16 protein-coding genes, 1 rRNA gene and 1 other RNA gene are annotated in these 17,985 nt (G+C 47.2%); 1 reads left to right on the top strand and 17 read right to left on the bottom strand.

All coding sequences use genetic code 11. From position 1 onward, the window contains the following. The 15 genes from HP548_RS14210 to rpoE all read right to left on the bottom strand — a co-directional run. Positions 1 to 75 (bottom strand): 16S ribosomal RNA (locus HP548_RS14210); the annotation flags it as partial. Positions 76 to 435: 360 nt separating this feature from the next. Next, entirely contained in the window at positions 436 to 705 is a 270-nt protein-coding gene (locus HP548_RS14205) for a pro-sigmaK processing inhibitor BofA family protein (RefSeq protein ID WP_063567659.1), read from the bottom strand. 38 nt (positions 706 to 743) lie between these two features. After that, positions 744 to 1,019 (bottom strand): DUF2508 family protein, encoded by a 276-nt coding sequence (locus tag HP548_RS14200; RefSeq protein ID WP_076292182.1) that lies wholly within the window; start codon positions 1,017 to 1,019, stop codon positions 744 to 746. 295 nt (positions 1,020 to 1,314) lie between these two features. Next, a complete protein-coding gene (gene recR, locus HP548_RS14195; protein ID WP_062329683.1) occupies positions 1,315 to 1,914 on the bottom strand; it encodes a recombination mediator RecR in 600 nt (199 codons plus the stop codon). A gap of 34 nt (positions 1,915 to 1,948) precedes the next feature. Further along, positions 1,949 to 2,260 (bottom strand): YbaB/EbfC family nucleoid-associated protein, encoded by a 312-nt coding sequence (locus tag HP548_RS14190; protein ID WP_024628773.1) that lies wholly within the window; start codon positions 2,258 to 2,260, stop codon positions 1,949 to 1,951. 48 nt (positions 2,261 to 2,308) lie between these two features. Continuing rightward, on the bottom strand, positions 2,309 to 4,069 hold the full coding sequence (dnaX, locus tag HP548_RS14185) for a DNA polymerase III subunit gamma/tau (protein ID WP_175382043.1): 1,761 nt from the start codon (positions 4,067 to 4,069) through the stop codon (positions 2,309 to 2,311). Between the two features lie 173 nt (positions 4,070 to 4,242). Continuing rightward, an RNA gene (gene ffs, locus HP548_RS14180) (signal recognition particle sRNA large type) lies at positions 4,243 to 4,510 on the bottom strand. A 149-nt stretch (positions 4,511 to 4,659) separates the two neighbouring features. Then, entirely contained in the window at positions 4,660 to 4,857 is a 198-nt protein-coding gene (gene rpmE, locus HP548_RS14175; RefSeq protein ID WP_024628775.1) for a 50S ribosomal protein L31, read from the bottom strand. Positions 4,858 to 4,960: 103 nt separating this feature from the next. Continuing rightward, a complete protein-coding gene (locus tag HP548_RS14170) occupies positions 4,961 to 6,235 on the bottom strand; it encodes a radical SAM protein (RefSeq protein WP_076292184.1) in 1,275 nt (424 codons plus the stop codon). 99 nt (positions 6,236 to 6,334) lie between these two features. Next, positions 6,335 to 7,660: a transcription termination factor Rho gene (rho, locus tag HP548_RS14165; protein ID WP_076292185.1), complete on the bottom strand. Its 1,326-nt coding sequence runs from the start codon at positions 7,658 to 7,660 to the stop codon at positions 6,335 to 6,337. Positions 7,661 to 8,129: 469 nt separating this feature from the next. Then, positions 8,130 to 9,383 (bottom strand): UDP-N-acetylglucosamine 1-carboxyvinyltransferase, encoded by a 1,254-nt coding sequence (locus HP548_RS14160; RefSeq protein WP_063567653.1) that lies wholly within the window; start codon positions 9,381 to 9,383, stop codon positions 8,130 to 8,132. A gap of 149 nt (positions 9,384 to 9,532) precedes the next feature. Beyond that, entirely contained in the window at positions 9,533 to 10,387 is an 855-nt protein-coding gene (gene fba, locus HP548_RS14155) for a class II fructose-1,6-bisphosphate aldolase (protein ID WP_024628780.1), read from the bottom strand. Between the two features lie 260 nt (positions 10,388 to 10,647). Beyond that, positions 10,648 to 11,034, bottom strand: coding sequence for a response regulator (locus HP548_RS14150; protein ID WP_024628781.1), 387 nt, complete (start codon positions 11,032 to 11,034; stop codon positions 10,648 to 10,650). A gap of 219 nt (positions 11,035 to 11,253) precedes the next feature. After that, positions 11,254 to 12,858, bottom strand: coding sequence for a CTP synthase (locus HP548_RS14145; RefSeq protein ID WP_076292186.1), 1,605 nt, complete (start codon positions 12,856 to 12,858; stop codon positions 11,254 to 11,256). Positions 12,859 to 13,350: 492 nt separating this feature from the next. Next, on the bottom strand, positions 13,351 to 13,926 hold the full coding sequence (rpoE, locus tag HP548_RS14140) for a DNA-directed RNA polymerase subunit delta (RefSeq protein ID WP_076292187.1): 576 nt from the start codon (positions 13,924 to 13,926) through the stop codon (positions 13,351 to 13,353). Between the two features lie 463 nt (positions 13,927 to 14,389). Here rpoE and HP548_RS14135 point away from each other — a divergent pair, with 463 nt between their 5' ends. Continuing rightward, a complete protein-coding gene (locus tag HP548_RS14135; RefSeq protein WP_076292189.1) occupies positions 14,390 to 15,544 on the top strand; it encodes a S8 family peptidase in 1,155 nt (384 codons plus the stop codon). Between the two features lie 244 nt (positions 15,545 to 15,788). On the opposite strand, the gene argS is transcribed toward HP548_RS14135, so the two are convergent. Together argS and HP548_RS14125 are read right to left on the bottom strand one after the other, a co-directional pair. Next, a complete protein-coding gene (gene argS / locus HP548_RS14130) occupies positions 15,789 to 17,468 on the bottom strand; it encodes an arginine--tRNA ligase (protein ID WP_175382042.1) in 1,680 nt (559 codons plus the stop codon). Continuing rightward, complete coding sequence (locus tag HP548_RS14125; RefSeq protein WP_063567645.1) at positions 17,465 to 17,890, bottom strand: YwiB family protein; 426 nt, start codon at positions 17,888 to 17,890, stop codon at positions 17,465 to 17,467. Before HP548_RS14125 ends, argS begins: the two co-directional genes overlap by 4 nt. Positions 17,891 to 17,985 lie beyond the last annotated feature (95 nt).

Here is a 17,985-nt window from a genome sequence, read left to right as displayed (position 1 = left end):
TCAAGTCCGCTCGACTTGCATGTATTAGGCATGCCGCCAGCGTTCGTCCTGAGCCAGGATCAAACTCTCCAATAAAGTATTGAAAAGAGCGATAAGCTCATTTTGAAACTGACGAGATTAAAAATCTCATTTTATGCTCCAGTCGATCCAAGCCAAGGCTTGTCTCAAACTTTCGCGTTCATTCTGCAAGCAGAATGTTTACTCACTCGTTGTTCAGTTTTCAAAGATCAAACTTGATAATTTTCTTGCTTTTTCGTCACCATTTTCTCTCAGCGGCGACTTTTATAATATACCATACTTCGTTTGTTTCAGTCAAGCTTTTTTTGAAATTCTTTTTTCGAGTTCTTATCGAACTCAATCATTTCGTCAAAAGCATTTAACCAAGCAAGCAAAGCAACGAGATATAATGTACCATATAAACATTGATGGAGTCAACTACCCAAACAAAGAAATTTTCAAACCCAATAATAAACCAACACCCGGCAAACCCAGAATGCTTACAGTACCTATTGTGGCAGGGTTCAGCGGAATGTAAGTTCCGGTGATCCAACCTGAATAATTAACAACATATATCCCCACTGCAGCCAGTACGAGATGAATCCCGAATGATGTAAAAAAAGATAGCCCAATTCTTTTTCTAAATAAGATGATTATCAGTCCTAGTAACGACACAACAAGCACACTGCCTAATATAAGACTCTTCATACTCTCAACACCTCCATAATTGAATGTCACACCCCCACCTACATACTCACTCCCCGATCACCTATAACTGCCTTATTAATCCCCACACGTTTAGCGCGCTTCAAATGAATCTGATATTTACGCTCCGCGGCCTCCAGTACATAGATCGCATAATCGATCTCATCCTGCCCCTGTGCCTCTTCAAACTGTCTAACAGCCCGTTCCCACTCTGCCTTGGCTTTCTGTATATCTGAATAAATCTGGTCCTCTTCCATCTCCTTGAGCATTCTTTCACGTCTCTCCACCGATCTTCCTACATTTCGCCATGTAAACATAAGCCATCCCCTTCCTGATCAGCACAGCATATTCTCATACATATCAGGGAAAGGACAAACTTAGAACTGAGCTAAATAATTTATTGAATCGTTATTTTAATCTCAACGACATTCTATGAATTTATTACCATACATCAGTAGAAACGAGAGACTTCACATTAAGCAACGTTAGAAAGGGAATTAAAACAAAAAAGAGAGCCTAGTAGGCTCTCTAAGTAATCCAAACTCATCTATTCTTTTCTTTTTAGGATAACAATCATTATAAACGCATGTTCTTATTAAGAAACACGCATTGCTATCTCATCTCCCTGCGCCCTTCCAGCGCCTTGGAAAGAGTCACTTCATCCGCATACTCTAGGTCGCCCCCAACAGGCAATCCATGGGCAATCCGAGTCACCGAGATCTCAAACGGACGGACCAGACGGGAAATATACATCGCCGTGGCCTCACCTTCGATATTCGGATTTGTAGCCAGAATCAGTTCTTTAACGCGCTCATCGCTCAAACGGGTCAAAAGTTCCTTCAGACGGATATCATCCGGACCTATCCCCTCCATAGGAGAGATTGCACCCTGCAGCACATGATAGTATCCATCAAATTCCTTGGTACGCTCCATAGCCACCAAATCTTTGGAATCCTGAACTACACAGATTACCGAGACATCCCTGGATTTATCCTGACAGATCCGACACGGGTCAGTATCCGTAATATTACAACACACCGAACAGTAATGAAGATTCCGCTTCACACTGACAAGTGCTTTGGCAAAATCAATAACGTCATCTTCCTTCATGTTAAGCACATGAAAAGCTAGTCGCGCTGCAGTCTTGGGGCCAACACCCGGCAAACGGGTGAAGGCGTCAATCAGCTTCGCTATCGGTTCGGGATAATACAATCGATTGCGTCTCCTTTGATAGGATCAATTTTAATTAAAATAATCCCGGAATTTTCATGCCGCCTGTGAATTTACCCATATCCTGGTTCGCAATTTCATCAGCTTTGGTCATTGCGTCATTGACTGCTGTCATAACCAGATCCTGCAGCATTTCTACATCTTCTGGATCAACCGCTTCTGGCTTGATAGTGATAGCCAGCAATTTCTTATGTCCGTTAACTTCAGCAGTTACAACACCGCCACCAGAAGTACCTTGGACTGTTTTGTCCGCCAGTTCCTCCTGTGCCTTCAGCATTTGCTCCTGCATTTTCTTCACTTGTTTCATCATTTGGTTCATGTTGTTCATGATTATTCATCTCCTTTGGTATAGTTATCGCGCCAAGCGCATGTATATCTATTCTTTGATCACTACAAGGTCCTCACCAAAGAGCTGGATGGCTTCATCAATCCAAGGCTGCTTGTTGCCTGAACCGCCGTCTTCATGCTCAGGTTCAAGCTTAAAGTCCTCCTTTGGCGTTTCAGTAGCTCCTTCCATCGCTCCAGTCCAATCTTTGAGCATCATCGTCACAAGACGTGCTGAACGTCCAAGCTGTTCAGACAGCACCCGTTCAATTACTTCGCGATTAGCCTGCTTCTCCGTAGTTTCACGGTGAATATTGTTCTTAAACGCCACCAGAACATTGTCTTCCAGCAGCGATACGGGTTCACCATCCATAAACCAGGCGTGAACAGTTACTTTCTCTTCTTTGACACGCTGCAGGATCTGCCCCCACTTCTTGCTAACCTCCGCAAACTCAGGAGATCCCTTACGTGCAACGTACTGATCAAGCTGTGGAGGTAGCTTCGCTGGCGAATTGCCTCTCGACACCGGAGCTCGTGTTGCCGGGCGTGAAGGAGCACTTGATGCAGCCTCCCCACCAGACAAACCACCCTTAAGCGCGCGATCCAGCTTTTTCTCCAGTTCAGCAAGCTGTTGCTTCAGTCGATTGATCTCCCCACCATCCGCTGGTGTGGTTACAGCTGGAGCCGCACCGACTGAACCCGCCATCTGACCCGATGACGCCCCTTGAGCAGGAATGCTGCACAGTTTAAGAAGAGCTACTTCAAAAAGCGTCTGAGGCTGAACTGCATATTTCATCTCACTCTGGTACCGGTTAAGGGTATCAATCATCTGGAACAGCTGTTCCTTGGTGAATGATTCTGCCATATCACGGAACGACTCTGGATTAAGCACCCGATCCGTCAGTTTATCTGCATCCGGCACCATCTTAATCATAAGCAAATCACGGAAATAATAAAGCAAATTTTCCATGCACTTGTCCGCACTCTTACCTTCATGCATGAACCCTTCGATCATTTGCAAAATATGACCTACATCCCCTTTGAGCAGAGAAGCAGCCAACTTTGCAAACTGTTCGGAAGGAATGCCTCCGGTCATATCCATAACCTGCTGATAGGTTACCCTTCCATCTGTAAAGGAAGAGATCTGATCCAAGACACTAAGTGCGTCCCTCATCCCTCCGTCAGACAGGCGGGCGATATACTGGAGCGCATCCTGATCAGCTTCCATGCCTTCCTGTTCACAAATCAGCGTAAGTCGTGCTGTCTGTTCTTCCAGGGACACCCGGCGAAAATCAAATCGCTGACAGCGAGAAATAATCGTTGCCGGAAGACGATGGGGTTCTGTTGTCGCCAAAATAAACATCACATGTGGCGGAGGCTCTTCCAATGTTTTGAGCAGCGCATTAAATGCCTCTGTCGTCAGCATGTGCACTTCGTCAATAATATACACTTTCTGCCGGACTTCAGTCGGGGCGTATTTCACCTTTTCCCGAAGATCGCGGATTTCTTCAACGCCACGGTTGGATGCGGCATCAATTTCCTGCACATCCATCACAGCACCAGTTGTAATCCTGCGGCAAGCTTCACATTCGTTACAAGGCTCAGGCGCAGGCCCGCGCTCGCAGTTTACAGCTTTGGCCAAAATCTTGGCGGCACTCGTCTTCCCTGTTCCTCTGGGCCCGCTAAACAAGTAGGCATGGGAAGTCCGCTGTTCACGAATCGCGTTCTGCAAGGTCTGAATAATATGCTGTTGTCCCACCATATCTTGAAACGACTGGGGACGCCAAGCCCGGTATAACGCGATATGCTCCATGATGCGTTACCTTCCTTCCACTTCGCATTCGAGTCCTTTGTCGTTCCCCCATTATACTATATTCCGGGGTGAATCCAAACTTTATCTGACTCATCATACGTGGTTTTTTTAGACATATCAAAAAGACCTCTGCATACATACAACTGCAAAGGTCTCTACATTTAAATGGTAAGCCGTGCACCTGCTATCGATATTTGCGATCCAAGCGGCACCCCTTAACAACAGCTCGGGCTAGGCGACCCTCCGGCACAAGAGTGATCTCACTTATGGCTGCTTCCTTCCGGACCTGACCAGGTTCATGAGTACTCATTGCGGAGGACCCAACCGTCAACACCACGTTAAGGGACCAAACCTCACATCGACAAAACCTCTAGCAGGAATTCAACCTCGCTGTAGCGGATTGCGAGTTACAGGGCACCGCTACCTCCCCATCTAGCACGGTAAGAAATAGTATAACTTAAGGTTGTCTAAATTGCAACCAGAGCGAAATGAGCAGCAATATAATCATATAAAAACATATAAAAACCCCTGCCGGAACGGCAGAGGTGATTTGGATGTAATAGTCAGACAATCCCCAAGGAATTGCTGAATTAGATTCCGTATTTTTTCTTGAAACGATCAACACGGCCGCCAGCATCGATAAACTTCTGTTTACCTGTGAAGAACGGGTGGCACGCGGAGCAAATCTCTACACGAAGTCCGTCTTTAACCGAACCAGTTTCAAAAGTATTCCCGCAAGCGCAAGATACTTGACCAATCGTGTATTTAGGATGAATTGCTGCTTTCATTACCTTTCACCTCTTTCCGCCCTGAGCCTCAAGCGGACCCAGAGTAAATGGCACAACATCGAAGATTATAACACGGCCTAATGCCGGTTGCAATCCATTATTGTCATGAGGTGATCAGACGTTTGGGACGTGCCATTCCAGCTGGGGGAACGTGCGTATAGGAGCCTATAACGACATCTGGCAGCTCTTCCTCAAAGATCTCAATCATTTGTTTCATACCCAAAATATCACCTTGAGCTGGAGGAATCAATTCCAGATAGCTCTCCGGGTCTATATTAAGGTTACGCATTTGAATAAGACGCAAATCGGTTCTGCGAGCAAACTCAATCATCGCTTCAATCTCTTCCTCACGATCCGTTACTCCCGGGAAGATCAAATAGTTAATTGATGTATACACACCCTGGGAAGCAGCGTATTTCATCGATTTTTCTACATTGGCCAGTGTATATCCGCGAGGTTTGTAGTATGCATTATAGTGGTCATCCAGTGCGCTGATTGTACTTACACGCATTAGATCAAGCCCTGCATCAACAATACCTCTCATGTGATCATTCAAACCGGCATTGGTATTAATATTGATATATCCCATGTCGGTAATAGAACGCACTTCACGGATAGCTTCAATAATCAATTTGGCCTGTGTGGAAGGCTCCCCTTCACAACCTTGGCCAAAGCTGATAATCGATTCCGGCGTTTTCAAGTGCTCCAGCATTACTTCAACGATTTCGTCCACACGTGGACGGAAATTCATCCGGGTCTGCGGGGAAACGAAGCCACTATCATCTGGTTGCTCGGAAATACATCCGAAACAGCCTGCGTTGCAGGAATAGGATACTGGAACTCCGCCTTCCCAACGATTCAGGAAGGTGTTGGATGAAGTCAGACATTCATATCCGAGCGCACAATTGGACAAATGGGTATAGAGACGATTTTCGGGATATTGCTTCGTTAAACGTTTAACACCCGCACGTACGTCATCCCGATCACAGTTCAGCGGATTCCATTGATCTGGATGATCCGACATCCGGGCAGTGACGTAAAACTGACCATCTTTCCACACAACAGCCGAGTAACCGAACAAAGGCAGTTTGTACTCTTTATCGGTTTTTACATACCCCGGCAGACACAACCGAGTGAATCCTTGCGGAAGCAAAGCCCCAACGGCCTGTGTATCACTAGGCATTGGCAGCATTTCGCCAGTATCCGGGTCCATACCAATCGGACGTGTACTCGGCAGTCCAACCAGCGTTGCACCTTCCGGTAAAGGAATCAGCTCATCCTCCATAATTTCAACGATCATATCTCCACTGCGGGCAAGCCCGTACAGGGATGGGTGATCAAATACATTACCTTTTTCATCTGCGTATACTAAATACATGATGTTCTCCTCACATCTAATGGGTTAAAGCCAAACGACGAGTATATTGTTAATCCAGCAGCAACGCTGCAAAATTCGAGTTAAATCAAAGACGTAAATCTAGGTGGTTGTACCGGACGCCGCAGTCTGTCTTGGCGAGCGCCGAGTCGTAGTCGATCCGGAGTTGCTGGTCGGACTGCTGCCAGCTGTATCAAACGCCGCTAGGAACTCAGCATTCGTTTTGCTATTACGCAGCTTCTTCAAGAAACCTTCGACAAAGTCGTGGGAATCATTCATGTTTTTACGAATCGCCCAGATTGTATCAAGTTCTTCCTTGCTCAGCAACACTTCTTCGCGACGTGTACCGGAACGACGAATGTCGATAGCTGGGAAAATACGACGCTCTGCCAGCTTACGATCCAGATGAAGCTCCATATTGCCCGTACCTTTAAACTCTTCATAAATGATATCATCCATACGTGATCCCGTATCAATCAATGCTGTAGCCAGGATCGTCAGGCTTCCACCCTCTTCTACATTCCGTGCAGAACCGAAGAAACGTTTCGGACGATGGAATGCTGCCGGGTCAATACCACCACTAAGTGTCCGTCCGGACGGTGGGATGACCAGGTTGTATGCACGAGCAAGACGTGTAATGCTATCCAGCAAAATAACAACATCTTTTTTCGCCTCAACCAGACGGAGCGCACGTTCCAGCACCAATTCCGCAACTTTGATATGGTTTTCTGGCAGCTCATCGAACGTAGAAGCCACAACTTCCCCTTTAACCGAACGCGACATATCCGTAACTTCTTCCGGACGTTCATCAATCAACAGGACAAATAGTTCAATTTCTGGGTTGTTGGTTGAGATGCTGTTGGCGATTTCTTTGAGGAGAAGTGTTTTACCCGCTTTGGGAGGTGCTACGATCAATCCGCGCTGTCCCAGTCCTACCGGGGCGAGCACATCCATAATGCGTGTGGACAAATGGTTGGGGGATGTTTCGAGAACCAGTTTCTTCTGCGGGTACAATGGGGTTAATGCCGGGAAGTGAAGTCTTTCCGCAGCTGCCGATGGATTCTCACCATTTACAGCGTTGACTTGCAGCAAACCGAAGTATCGCTCGTTTTCTTTAGGTGTTCTACACTTACCTGATACGAGGTCACCTGTTCTTAGGTCAAACTTGCGAATCTGTGAGGCTGAGATGTAGATGTCTTCCGTACTTGGCAGGTAATTGATCGGACGAAGGAATCCGTAACCTTCAGGTAGAATTTCGAGCACACCCTGCATGAACATCAATCCACTCTGTTCAGCTTGTGCACGTAATATAGCGAAGATCAATTCTTTCTTTTTTAAAGTGCCGTAGTAGGGAATTTGATATTTTTTGGCCAGTTTGTAAAGGTCCGTTAGTTTCATTTCTTCCAAATCGGAAATTTGTAGATCCATATAATAACCACCTATTCAATTAATAAGTCCGTGAAATGGATAGTTTCGCTTGATGTTCCGGCTATAAGAGCAGCATCGTTCTGCATTTCTCTTCTGTCCATTGTACGGAATGTAACCGTTATAATGCAAATACTTGTCTTTGAGTGTAAGTTTCCGGGCGGGATAGCCAACTTTCGGCAAGATCCGCTAGTGAGTGAACACGAATACGTGAGGCGTTCGATCCGGGCAGACCGGCTATGGAGCGCAGTTCAAACAAAACCGGGGTTTGGGGAAAAGGAAATGATGTTCTTAAAGCCATATGAAGTCTGACTCAAAAAAAGACCCTCCGGTAAAGGAAACAGGAACATTTCGTCTTATCCCGGAGAGACTGAGAACTCTATTAAAACAGGTTTACCCAATTACTGAAAGGATATGCAGTTCTGTAAAAATAATCACTTGAATACCGTAAAACTGGTCATACAATACAGAATTAATCGGTTTCTCGCCACACATCTGCACCTAGCAGACGCAGATTGGTTACTAGATGATCGTACCCACGATCAATAAACTCCACGCCTGTCACTTCGGTCACACCTTCACTGACGGTGAGACCCGCGATCACCAGCGCTGCACCAGCGCGAAGATCGGATGCTTTTACCTTGGCCGCATTCAATGCACTGCCTTCAATAATAGCTGAACGCCCTTCCACACGGATTTTTGCGCCCATGCGTACCAACTCAGGAACGTGCTTGAATCGATTGCTATATACAAAGTCGCTCAGGACACTCACACCCGTTGCCTGTGTCAACACACTGGTCATCGGAGACTGCAAATCCGTCGGAAAACCGGGATATACGAGTGCCTTAACGTCTACATGATTGTAGCTTGGTTTGCCAATTACACGAATACTTTCATCCAGTTCTTCAATGCCAACGCCCATCTCCAGTAACTTTGCCGTCAAAGCCTCCAGATGTTTGGGAATGACATTGTCGATCAGAACGTCGCCACGCGTCGCCGCCGCAGCGATCATATACGTACCTGCTTGTATACGGTCCGGAATGATAGAATGACGGCAACCCTTAAGCTCCGACACACCTTCAATACGGATCGTTTCGGTACCGGCACCTTTAATGCTGGCACCCATTGAGTTCAAAAGTGTTGCTACATCTATAATCTCAGGCTCTTTAGCCGCGTTTTCGATAATTGTAGAGCCTTTGGCACGAGTAGCCGCCAGCATGATGTTAATGGTTGCACCTACACTGCTTACATCAAGATAAATCTTTGCTCCGCGCAGCTCTTTGGCATGCAAATGAATGGAGCCATGTTCGTTCGTTACGGTTGCGCCAAGCGCTTCAAACCCTTTGATATGTTGATCAATCGGACGAGGCTCAAAGTTGCAGCCCCCGGGTAAACCAATGGTTGCTTCTTTAAAACGCCCAAGCAGTGCCCCCATCATATAATACGAAGCCCGAAGCTTCTTCACGGGACCATTCGGCATGGGAATGGATTTAATATCGGAAGGATCGATCTTCATCTGACTGCCTTCCCAGTGTACACGAGCTCCGAGTTCCTCCAAAATTTCTGCATAAACCGCCACGTCACTCAAAAGCGGCAGGTTGTCCAGCACGACTTCTGACTCGGCAAGCAATGCTGCAGGAATAAGCGCGATGGCGCTGTTCTTGGCGCCGCTTATAGTTACAGTTCCCTGTAACGGACGTCCGCCACTAATCATCAATTTTTCCATAAAGCTTAATGTCCCCCTACGTGTTTTGCAGCCGGTTAACGGCAATACGTGCTGTTGGCTTTCGATGTAGAAATAAGGCGTGAAAATGGAAAGACACCGGCTAGGCGGTGTTCTTTCCACTTACACTGTATGGAACTGGTAAAGAAAAATTACGCTTTGTTGTTGGAACCAAACTCGCGAATTTTACCTTTAACGGTTTCTTTGATTGCATCACGGCCTGGTACGATGAATGTACGTGGATCGTAAGCATCTGGTTTAGCTGCAAGCACTTCGCGAACCACTTTGGAGAACGAAATTTGGTTCTCAGTGTTCACGTTGATTTTGGAAGTTCCCAGAGAAATCGCTTTGTCGATATCATGTTTAGGGATACCTGTACCACCATGCAATACCAATGGAACGTTAACTGCATCGCGAACTTCTTCCATTTCTTTGAAGCCCAAGTTAGGCTCGCCATGGTAAGGACCATGTACGGAACCAAGAGCTGGAGCCAATGTGTCGATACCTGTTTCTTTAACGATACGTACACACTCGTTCAGGTCAGCGTACATGATACCACCGATAACGTCGTCTTCTTGTCCACCAACAGTACCTACTTCGGCTTCTACAGAAACGCCTTTAGCGTGTGCATATTCAACAACTTTTTTAGTCATTTCGATGTTTTCATCGATGGAGTGGTGGGAACCGTCGATCATTACGGATGTAAATCCAGCATCGATCGCTTCTTTACACTTATCAAAGCTGGAACCGTGATCCAGGTGAATAGCAACTGGAACAGTGATTTTCATGTCGTGAATGAGTCCTTCTACCATTTTAACTACTGTGTAGAAACCGCTCATGTGACGCGCTGCGCCTTCGGATACGCCCAAGATTACTGGGGATTTCTCTTCTTCAGCAGCAGCAAGAATCGCTTGAGTCCACTCAAGGTTATTGATGTTGTATTGACCAACTGCATATTTTCCTTCGAGTGCTTTGTTCAACATGTCTGTCATAGATACTAATGGCATGGTTTCAATCCTCCTAGGGGTGTTGGGTTGTGTCTATGGTTTTTAGCCGAAATCACATACGGGCTTATTATACCACATCCCATGTCAAATACTAAACAAGCATTTGCAAAAATGCTGTGCTTTGCAGCACAGTTTTCATAGACACAGCATGACGACGTCCCCATTTCCAATATTCCCCGGATGCTTGACCGAAATACCCTGCATACCCACCCGTTAACTCTTACAGCTTCACACGCAAAAAAATCCTGTATCTACAGGATTCAGCTGCACTTATTCGCAGTATCATTTCGAAGCTGCATATTGACTGCCACACGCATTTCATCGATATCAAACGGTTTCGTAAAGTGCATGAGCGCTCCAAGATCCGTAGCTTCTTTGATCATGTCCAGTTCACCATAGGCCGTCATCATGATGACTTTGATATCCGGATCAATTTCCTTAATATGTTTCAGAATTTCCAGGCCATCCATGCCAGGAATCTTCATATCAAGCAGCACAAGATCGGGTTTGTCATTATTTACTATCTCCAGGGCGATCTTCCCATTAGGCGCTTGGAACGTATTATATCCTTCGCTGCTGAACACTTCCATTAACAGGATTCGAATACCGTTTTGATCATCAACAATCAACACTTTTTTATTTTCCACTGAGTAACCTCCTAGAATTAGGAAAGCATGTACGTCTGAATCTGGATAACAATCCCATAGTCGTCATGATAAGTATTCTACCTTACCCATTGAAATCCTGCTTACATCCCAAAATGCCAAAAACCATTTTCGCTTAACTTTACCCACTAAAAAAGGATGCCCCCAGCACCCTTATCGGCTGCCAAGAACATCCATTTATTTATAACTTAATGATAATACTTATTTTCCAGCGCTCTCCAGAGAAGCTTTTACAAACTCACGGAACAACGGCTGCGGACGGTTCGGACGGGAAGTGAATTCCGGGTGGAATTGTACTGCCAAGAACCATGGGTGTCCTGGAAGCTCCACGATCTCAACCAGACGTCCATCCGGGGATGTACCCGAGATAACCAAACCGGCTTTTTCAATTGCTTCACGGTATTCATTGTTGAACTCGTACCGGTGACGGTGTCTCTCATAGACCAGTTCATCATCATAACAAGACATTGCCAGGGAACCTTCCTGAAGCTTACAAGGATACAGACCCAGACGCATTGTACCACCCAGGTTTTCAATATCTTTTTGTTCAGGCAACAGGTCGATTACCGGGAACTCTGTAGCTGGATTGATCTCGGAGCTGTTCGCCCCAGTCAAACCAACGATGGAACGTGCATATTCAATAACGGAAACCTGCATACCCAAGCAAATACCGAAGAACGGAATTTGTTTCTCACGGGCATAACGAATCGCCGATACTTTACCTTCAATACCCCGATCACCAAATCCGCCTGGTACGAGGATCCCGCCTACGCCGTTCAGCAGATCGCCCACATTCTCATCTGTGATATCTTCGGAATGAATCCAGCGGATCTTCACATCAGCATTGGATGCAAATCCTGCATGAGACAAGGATTCAACAACACTCAAATAAGCATCATGCAAAGCTACATATTTACCTACAATGGCAATCTCCACTGTATGCTTCAGCTTGTTGATACGGTCAACCAGCCCTTCCCACTCGCTCATATCCGGTGCAGGAGTAGTCAGCTTGAGGTGGTTTACCACGATCTCATCCAAACCTTCTTCACGCAGGTTCAAAGGCACTTGATACAATGTGTCTGCATCACGGCATTCCACCACGGCATTTTCATCAATGTCACAGAAGAGAGCGATTTTAGCTTTCATGTCTTTGGACAGCTCATACTCTGTACGGCATACAATGACGTTCGGTTGAATTCCGATACTGCGCAATTCCTTCACACTGTGCTGCGTTGGTTTAGTTTTCACTTCGCCGGCAGCCTTGATGTAAGGAATAAGTGTTACATGGATGTACATGACGTTGTCACGACCTACATCACTCTTGATTTGACGAATAGCTTCCAGGAACGGCAAGCTCTCGATGTCACCCACCGTACCGCCGATCTCCGTAATAACAACATCCGAACCCGCTTCACGTCCTGCGCGGAATACGCGCTCTTTGATCTCGTTCGTAATGTGTGGAATGACTTGTACCGTTCCGCCCAGATATTCCCCGCGCCGCTCTTTGCTGATGACGGAGGAGTATACTTTACCAGTCGTGACGTTGCTGTTTTTGGAGAGGTTGATGTCAATAAAACGTTCGTAGTGGCCAAGGTCAAGATCCGTTTCCGCGCCATCATCCGTTACAAAAACCTCACCATGCTGATAAGGACTCATTGTTCCCGGGTCGATATTGATGTATGGATCAAATTTTTGAATGGTTACCTTCAACCCTCTGTTTTTCAGCAATCTGCCCAGCGAGGCAGCCGTTATCCCTTTGCCCAGGGAGGACACAACTCCGCCCGTCACGAAAATATACTTTGTCACTATTATTACCCTCCTAATATAAGTACAGAAATTCAGGCGATATATGGTATTATCGTAACCCGTTTCCCAGGTAATCATCGTTAAAAAGAGCAATGGCAGAAATTCCCTGCATCTGCGAACTGCTCTTTCATGCGAAGACCGTGTGTAAACAACGTTGTTCTACAGCGTAGAATGGTGCAAACCTTCCGGAAGCCAACTACCGTGCCTGTCCCTAAATAGATATCATTGCATCGATCCATTTGGTGTTTTGGATATACAAAAATAGACCACGGATTGTTGGCCGGGAGCATGCGGAATTCAAATCATTTTGCAAAATTCTGCCTCTAAAAATACAAAAAAAGTACTCCCGCAGGACGGGGCACTTTTTATAAAAAACATAAATATTTTGTCGCTCATTCATAAGCCCATGCAATAGTTTACCCGTTACCCCGTCTGCTGTCAAGGCTGACTATGCGGGGAAAACGGGTAAACTATCGACATCAAAAATGACTGCTACTTATCGGAATCGTCGTCAAATTCACCCTCGTCTTCGGACTCTTCTTCATCGTCTTCATCGAGGTCTTCCTCTTCCAAATCGTCATCTTCAACTAGAACTTCTTCATCGCCATCTTCTTCGTCAAAGATGTCGTCTTCGTCATCATCATCGTCATCATCATCTTCGTCCTGATCATCGTCAGAATTATCGAAGTCTTCGTCGCTGTTATAGCTGTCTTCCTCTTCCCCGAAGTCCTCATCTTCCAGATCATCGTCTTCATCGTTGATGATGCGCGGACGCTTCGCACCCGTCATGGTATCTTCCGATCCAGCTACCGGATACCAGCGCTTCAAGCCCCACAGACTTGTACCGACGCAAGCAAAACGGCCATCGATATTAATCTCGGTATATAGCTGGGCGATAAACTCGTTGATTTCTTCATCAGTCATTCCGCGCTGTTTAGCTACCTCATTCATCAAATCACGGTAGTAATACGGCGTATTGGCCGCTTTCAGCACCATAAAGGCGAGGTCCACCAAAGGAATCTCTCTGACCTTTTCTTTATCAATTTTCAAATTGAGCGAGGTACTCACTGACAGACACTTCCTCTCACACAAAATTCACTTTATATCCCTACGAACTGGAACGTTACGTATAACATATCCATTAACAAACCTAAGTAAAACCTATTTAGCCTCAAAAAGCAAGTTTTTATGTATGGATGTCTCATAATTCCAAGAAGCAACTCCAAACGAGCAATGTACAGATCCGTAAGAGACATCTAACTCGCGGGCATATCGTCCTTTGTGCAAAAAAAGCATCATCATATAAAAAAGACGGAGTCCCCTCCGCCTTCTGACTGTATACCCTTGAAGGATCGCTCCTCACCAGGGTCCCCGCAAGAGCCCTCTAGCCCTCCATCCATCATATGTCCCTGCGCCCGTTTTGACACGAAGAGAATGTGTTTTTGTAAAAAAAGGGCAGGTTCCCCATGCGGCGGGATCAATGCATTCATAGAATACCTCAGCATGTTCATCCCGAAGGGGGCTGCCCATTATGGACTATACTGGTTTTCTACATCAATTGGTTGAAGGAATGCAACGTCCCGAACCAGAACAGGGGCGGCGGTACTTGATCCGGTTCGCCAAACCGAAGCAATATGAAGCCTGCCTCGTGGAACTGTCGCGGATGAGGAATGAATTTACGGATCTTGGTATGGTACGCTCCTCCCGGCTGGCGCGCTCCATTATCGCCCCGGTGCATGACCCAGAAGAATTATCTCGCTACAGCGATGAGATTACGGTAGAAGAAGATGTATCCATCTCACTGCATGCCACCGCGCTTCACAGTAAACCGAGCAGTGCTCAGGGCATACCTTGGGGCGTTAAACAGATTCATGCTCCCAAAGTATGGTCCGTATCCACAGGACATCGAATCAAAATCGGCGTGATCGACACAGGTGCCGATTATCAACACCCCGATCTTCGCTATTCGCTGGCACGCGGAATCAATCTGTTAAACCGCAGTCTGCTTCCTCATGATGATAACGGTCATGGCACTCATATTGCCGGAACCATTGCCGCTGCCAATAGTACGGCAGGTATGATTGGCGTAGCTCCTCGCTCCCTGATCTATCCGGTGAAGGCATTCGACCATAATGGTTCGGCTTTCGTGTCAGACATTGTGCTTGGCATCGATTGGTGTGTTCGCAATCGGGTCGATATTATCAATATGAGCTTTGGCATGAAAACGCGTAGCAAAGCATTGCTTGATGTCGTGAACCGTGCCTATCAGGCCGGGATTGTCATAGTTGCATCGTCAGGAAATGACGGCAAACGCCGCAGCATTGATTATCCGGCACGTTATCCGCAAACGATATCGGTTGGGGCAACTGACAAAAACCGGCGTATTGCCTCGTTCAGTAACCGAGGTGCATACGTCGATGTATATGCGCCAGGGGACAAAATTGTTTCATCCTGGGTGCACGGCAAGCACCATGAGATGAGCGGCACCTCCATGGCGACATCGCACGTCAGTGGCGCCATAGCGCTCTTGCTTGCAAAGCATCCCGGCCTGTCGCCAGCCGAGATCAAAACGCTCGTGAAGCGCGCAACCGTACCGCTGCGCGCACGCAAGACCACCACCGCGAAGAGCAAAATACGCGGTGGCGAGATTGACGCCCTCAAGCTAATGCAGGAGGGCGGAGGGTAAAGTGCGCCACCTGCCGGGGGAGCCGTTTCGTGAAGCATCGCTAAGCGCAGCACTGCTGCGCGGTGTGATGCTTCACGGTGGTTGCCCACGGCGGCAGGCGGCGCTGTCTCTAGGTGCCTCGGGGCCGTATGAACTCGGCCGCGGGCACAGCAAAAAGTCTCCATGTCCACGCTGCATTGCAAGCGTGGTGCATGGAGACTTTTTGTCAAAGCCACAGGGCGGTTGCACACCGCCAGGGCTTGAATTACATTTTGTCCGGTGCGGATACGCCCACCAGACGAAGCGCTGTTGCGATGACGGTGCGTACAGCACCGATCAGCGCCAGACGCGCCTGGGTTTGTCCCGCGTCTTCCGTAATGACGCGCTCTGCACGATAGTAACTGTGGAACAGGGATGCCAGTTCATATACATAACGAACAATACGATGCGGCGCATATCCCGTAGCGGCAGTCGCGATTTCTTCAGGCAGTTCACCCATTTTGCGAAGAAGGTCATATTCATGTTCCGTGGTCAGCTTCGAAAGGTCGATCTGTGACAATGGCAACAGTTCAATGCCTTGTTCTTCTGCCTGACGGTATACGCTGCATACCCGAGCGTGGGCGTATTGTACATAGAATACAGGGTTTTCATTGGACGTCGAAATCGCAAGGTCCATGTCGAAGTCCAGATGAGAATCCATGCTGCGCATGGTAAAGAAGTAACGAATGGCGTCAATGCCTACTTCGTCCATCAGATCCTCCATCGTTACCGCCTTGCCGGTACGCTTGGACATCTTCACTTTCTCGCCGTTCTGGAACAAGCTCACCATCTGTGCAATCAGCACGACCAATTTCTCAGGATCGTTGCCCAGTGCTTGCATGGCCGCTTTCATCCGTGGAATGTAACCATGGTGGTCTGCTCCCCAGATGTTAATCATCGTGTCGTATCCACGCGCATATTTATCACGGTGATAAGCAATATCCGGCGTCAGGTACGTGTACGTTCCATCGTTCTTAATCAATACACGCTCTTTATCGTCACCATACTGCATCGTTTTCAACCAAGTTGCTCCGTCTTGCTCATAGATTTCATTACGATCACGCAATTCGTCAAGTACACGCAACACTTCTCCGTTATCATACAGTGATGTTTCGCTGAACCAGATGTCGAAATTGACACGGAAGCGATTCAAGTCACGTTTGATCTTGTCCAGTTCTTTCTCCAAACCGAAGTCGCGGAAGTAAGCTGCACGGTCACCTGGATGCATGGACAGCAAAGAATCGCCTTTCTCAGCCACTAGCTCCTTGGCAAACCCTTTGATATCCTCACCGTGATAACCGTCTTCCGGCATCTCTGCGTCTTGGCCCAGTTCTTGCAAATAGCGAGCTTCAATGGAACGAGACAGATTAAATACCTGATTACCCGCGTCATTAATGTAGTATTCACGTGTTACATCATATCCGGCATAGTCGAGGATGTTGCAAAGAGCATCACCCACAGCCGCTCCACGCGCATGGCCCAGATGCAGACTGCCTGTCGGGTTGGCACTGACAAACTCCATCTCGACCTTGCGCCCTTCACCAACATTGATTCTTCCATAATTCTCACCCTGCTCATGCACAAGCCCCAGCACAGGATAGAGATAACTCTTGTCCAACTTAAAGTTAATGAATCCCGGTCCAGCAATTTCCGCTTTCTCGATTCCAGCTTCAGCCAGGTTGAGATTGGCAATAATCTCTTCTGCAATCTGGCGTGGATTGCGCTTGGCAATCTTGGTCAGTTGCATAGCGGCATTGGTCGCCAAATCGCCGTGTGTTTTCTCGCGTGGTACTTCAAGGGTGATGGTTGGTAGATCCTCCTGCGCAACAATGCCAGCAGTCACAATGGCATTGCCGATGGCTGTACTTACCCGTTCGTTAATCGTATCTAATGGATTACGTGTCATGAAATTGGTTCCTCCTGTATATGCAAACTAATCGCGAAATGTCCGGATTCTTCGTCAAAGCGGTAAAAGTCGTAGCTCCACGCTGCGCGTGCGCTCAATCCCTGAATGGAAAGTTCCAGCTCCTGTGTATGCGTGGACAAGGCAAACGACATATACGGCGAGCGGTAAAAACCAGGGAGCTTGCGGTTTAACTCAAATGTTTGCTCCGATTCCACCTCACCGTGACGTATAATCTTGATGGATTGTCCGCCCAGCTTCAATGTTGTTCGGGTAATTCCGCCCTCGGGGCCAGCCTGTGGCTCTTCATAACGAACATAGAGCACAGATCCCTTCAATACGGCTTCACCCTGCATTTCCTGCAGTACATCTTCACCTTCATAACGGCTGTGCAGCCGGATCTGAACCGGTCGCATGTTCGACATGAATGTTAACCTCCATTATATTCGAGGCGACGCAAAATCAGGCACGGCCGGTGAGAACAGCCCTTCCTGTATTGTTGTGCCGCTATACGCGCTCA

The organism is Paenibacillus taichungensis, from assembly GCF_013359905.1.
Lineage (GTDB): Bacteria > Bacillota > Bacilli > Paenibacillales > Paenibacillaceae > Paenibacillus > Paenibacillus taichungensis.
Note: the sequence above shows the minus strand (reverse complement) of the source record. Positions and strands in the feature narration are given on the sequence as shown.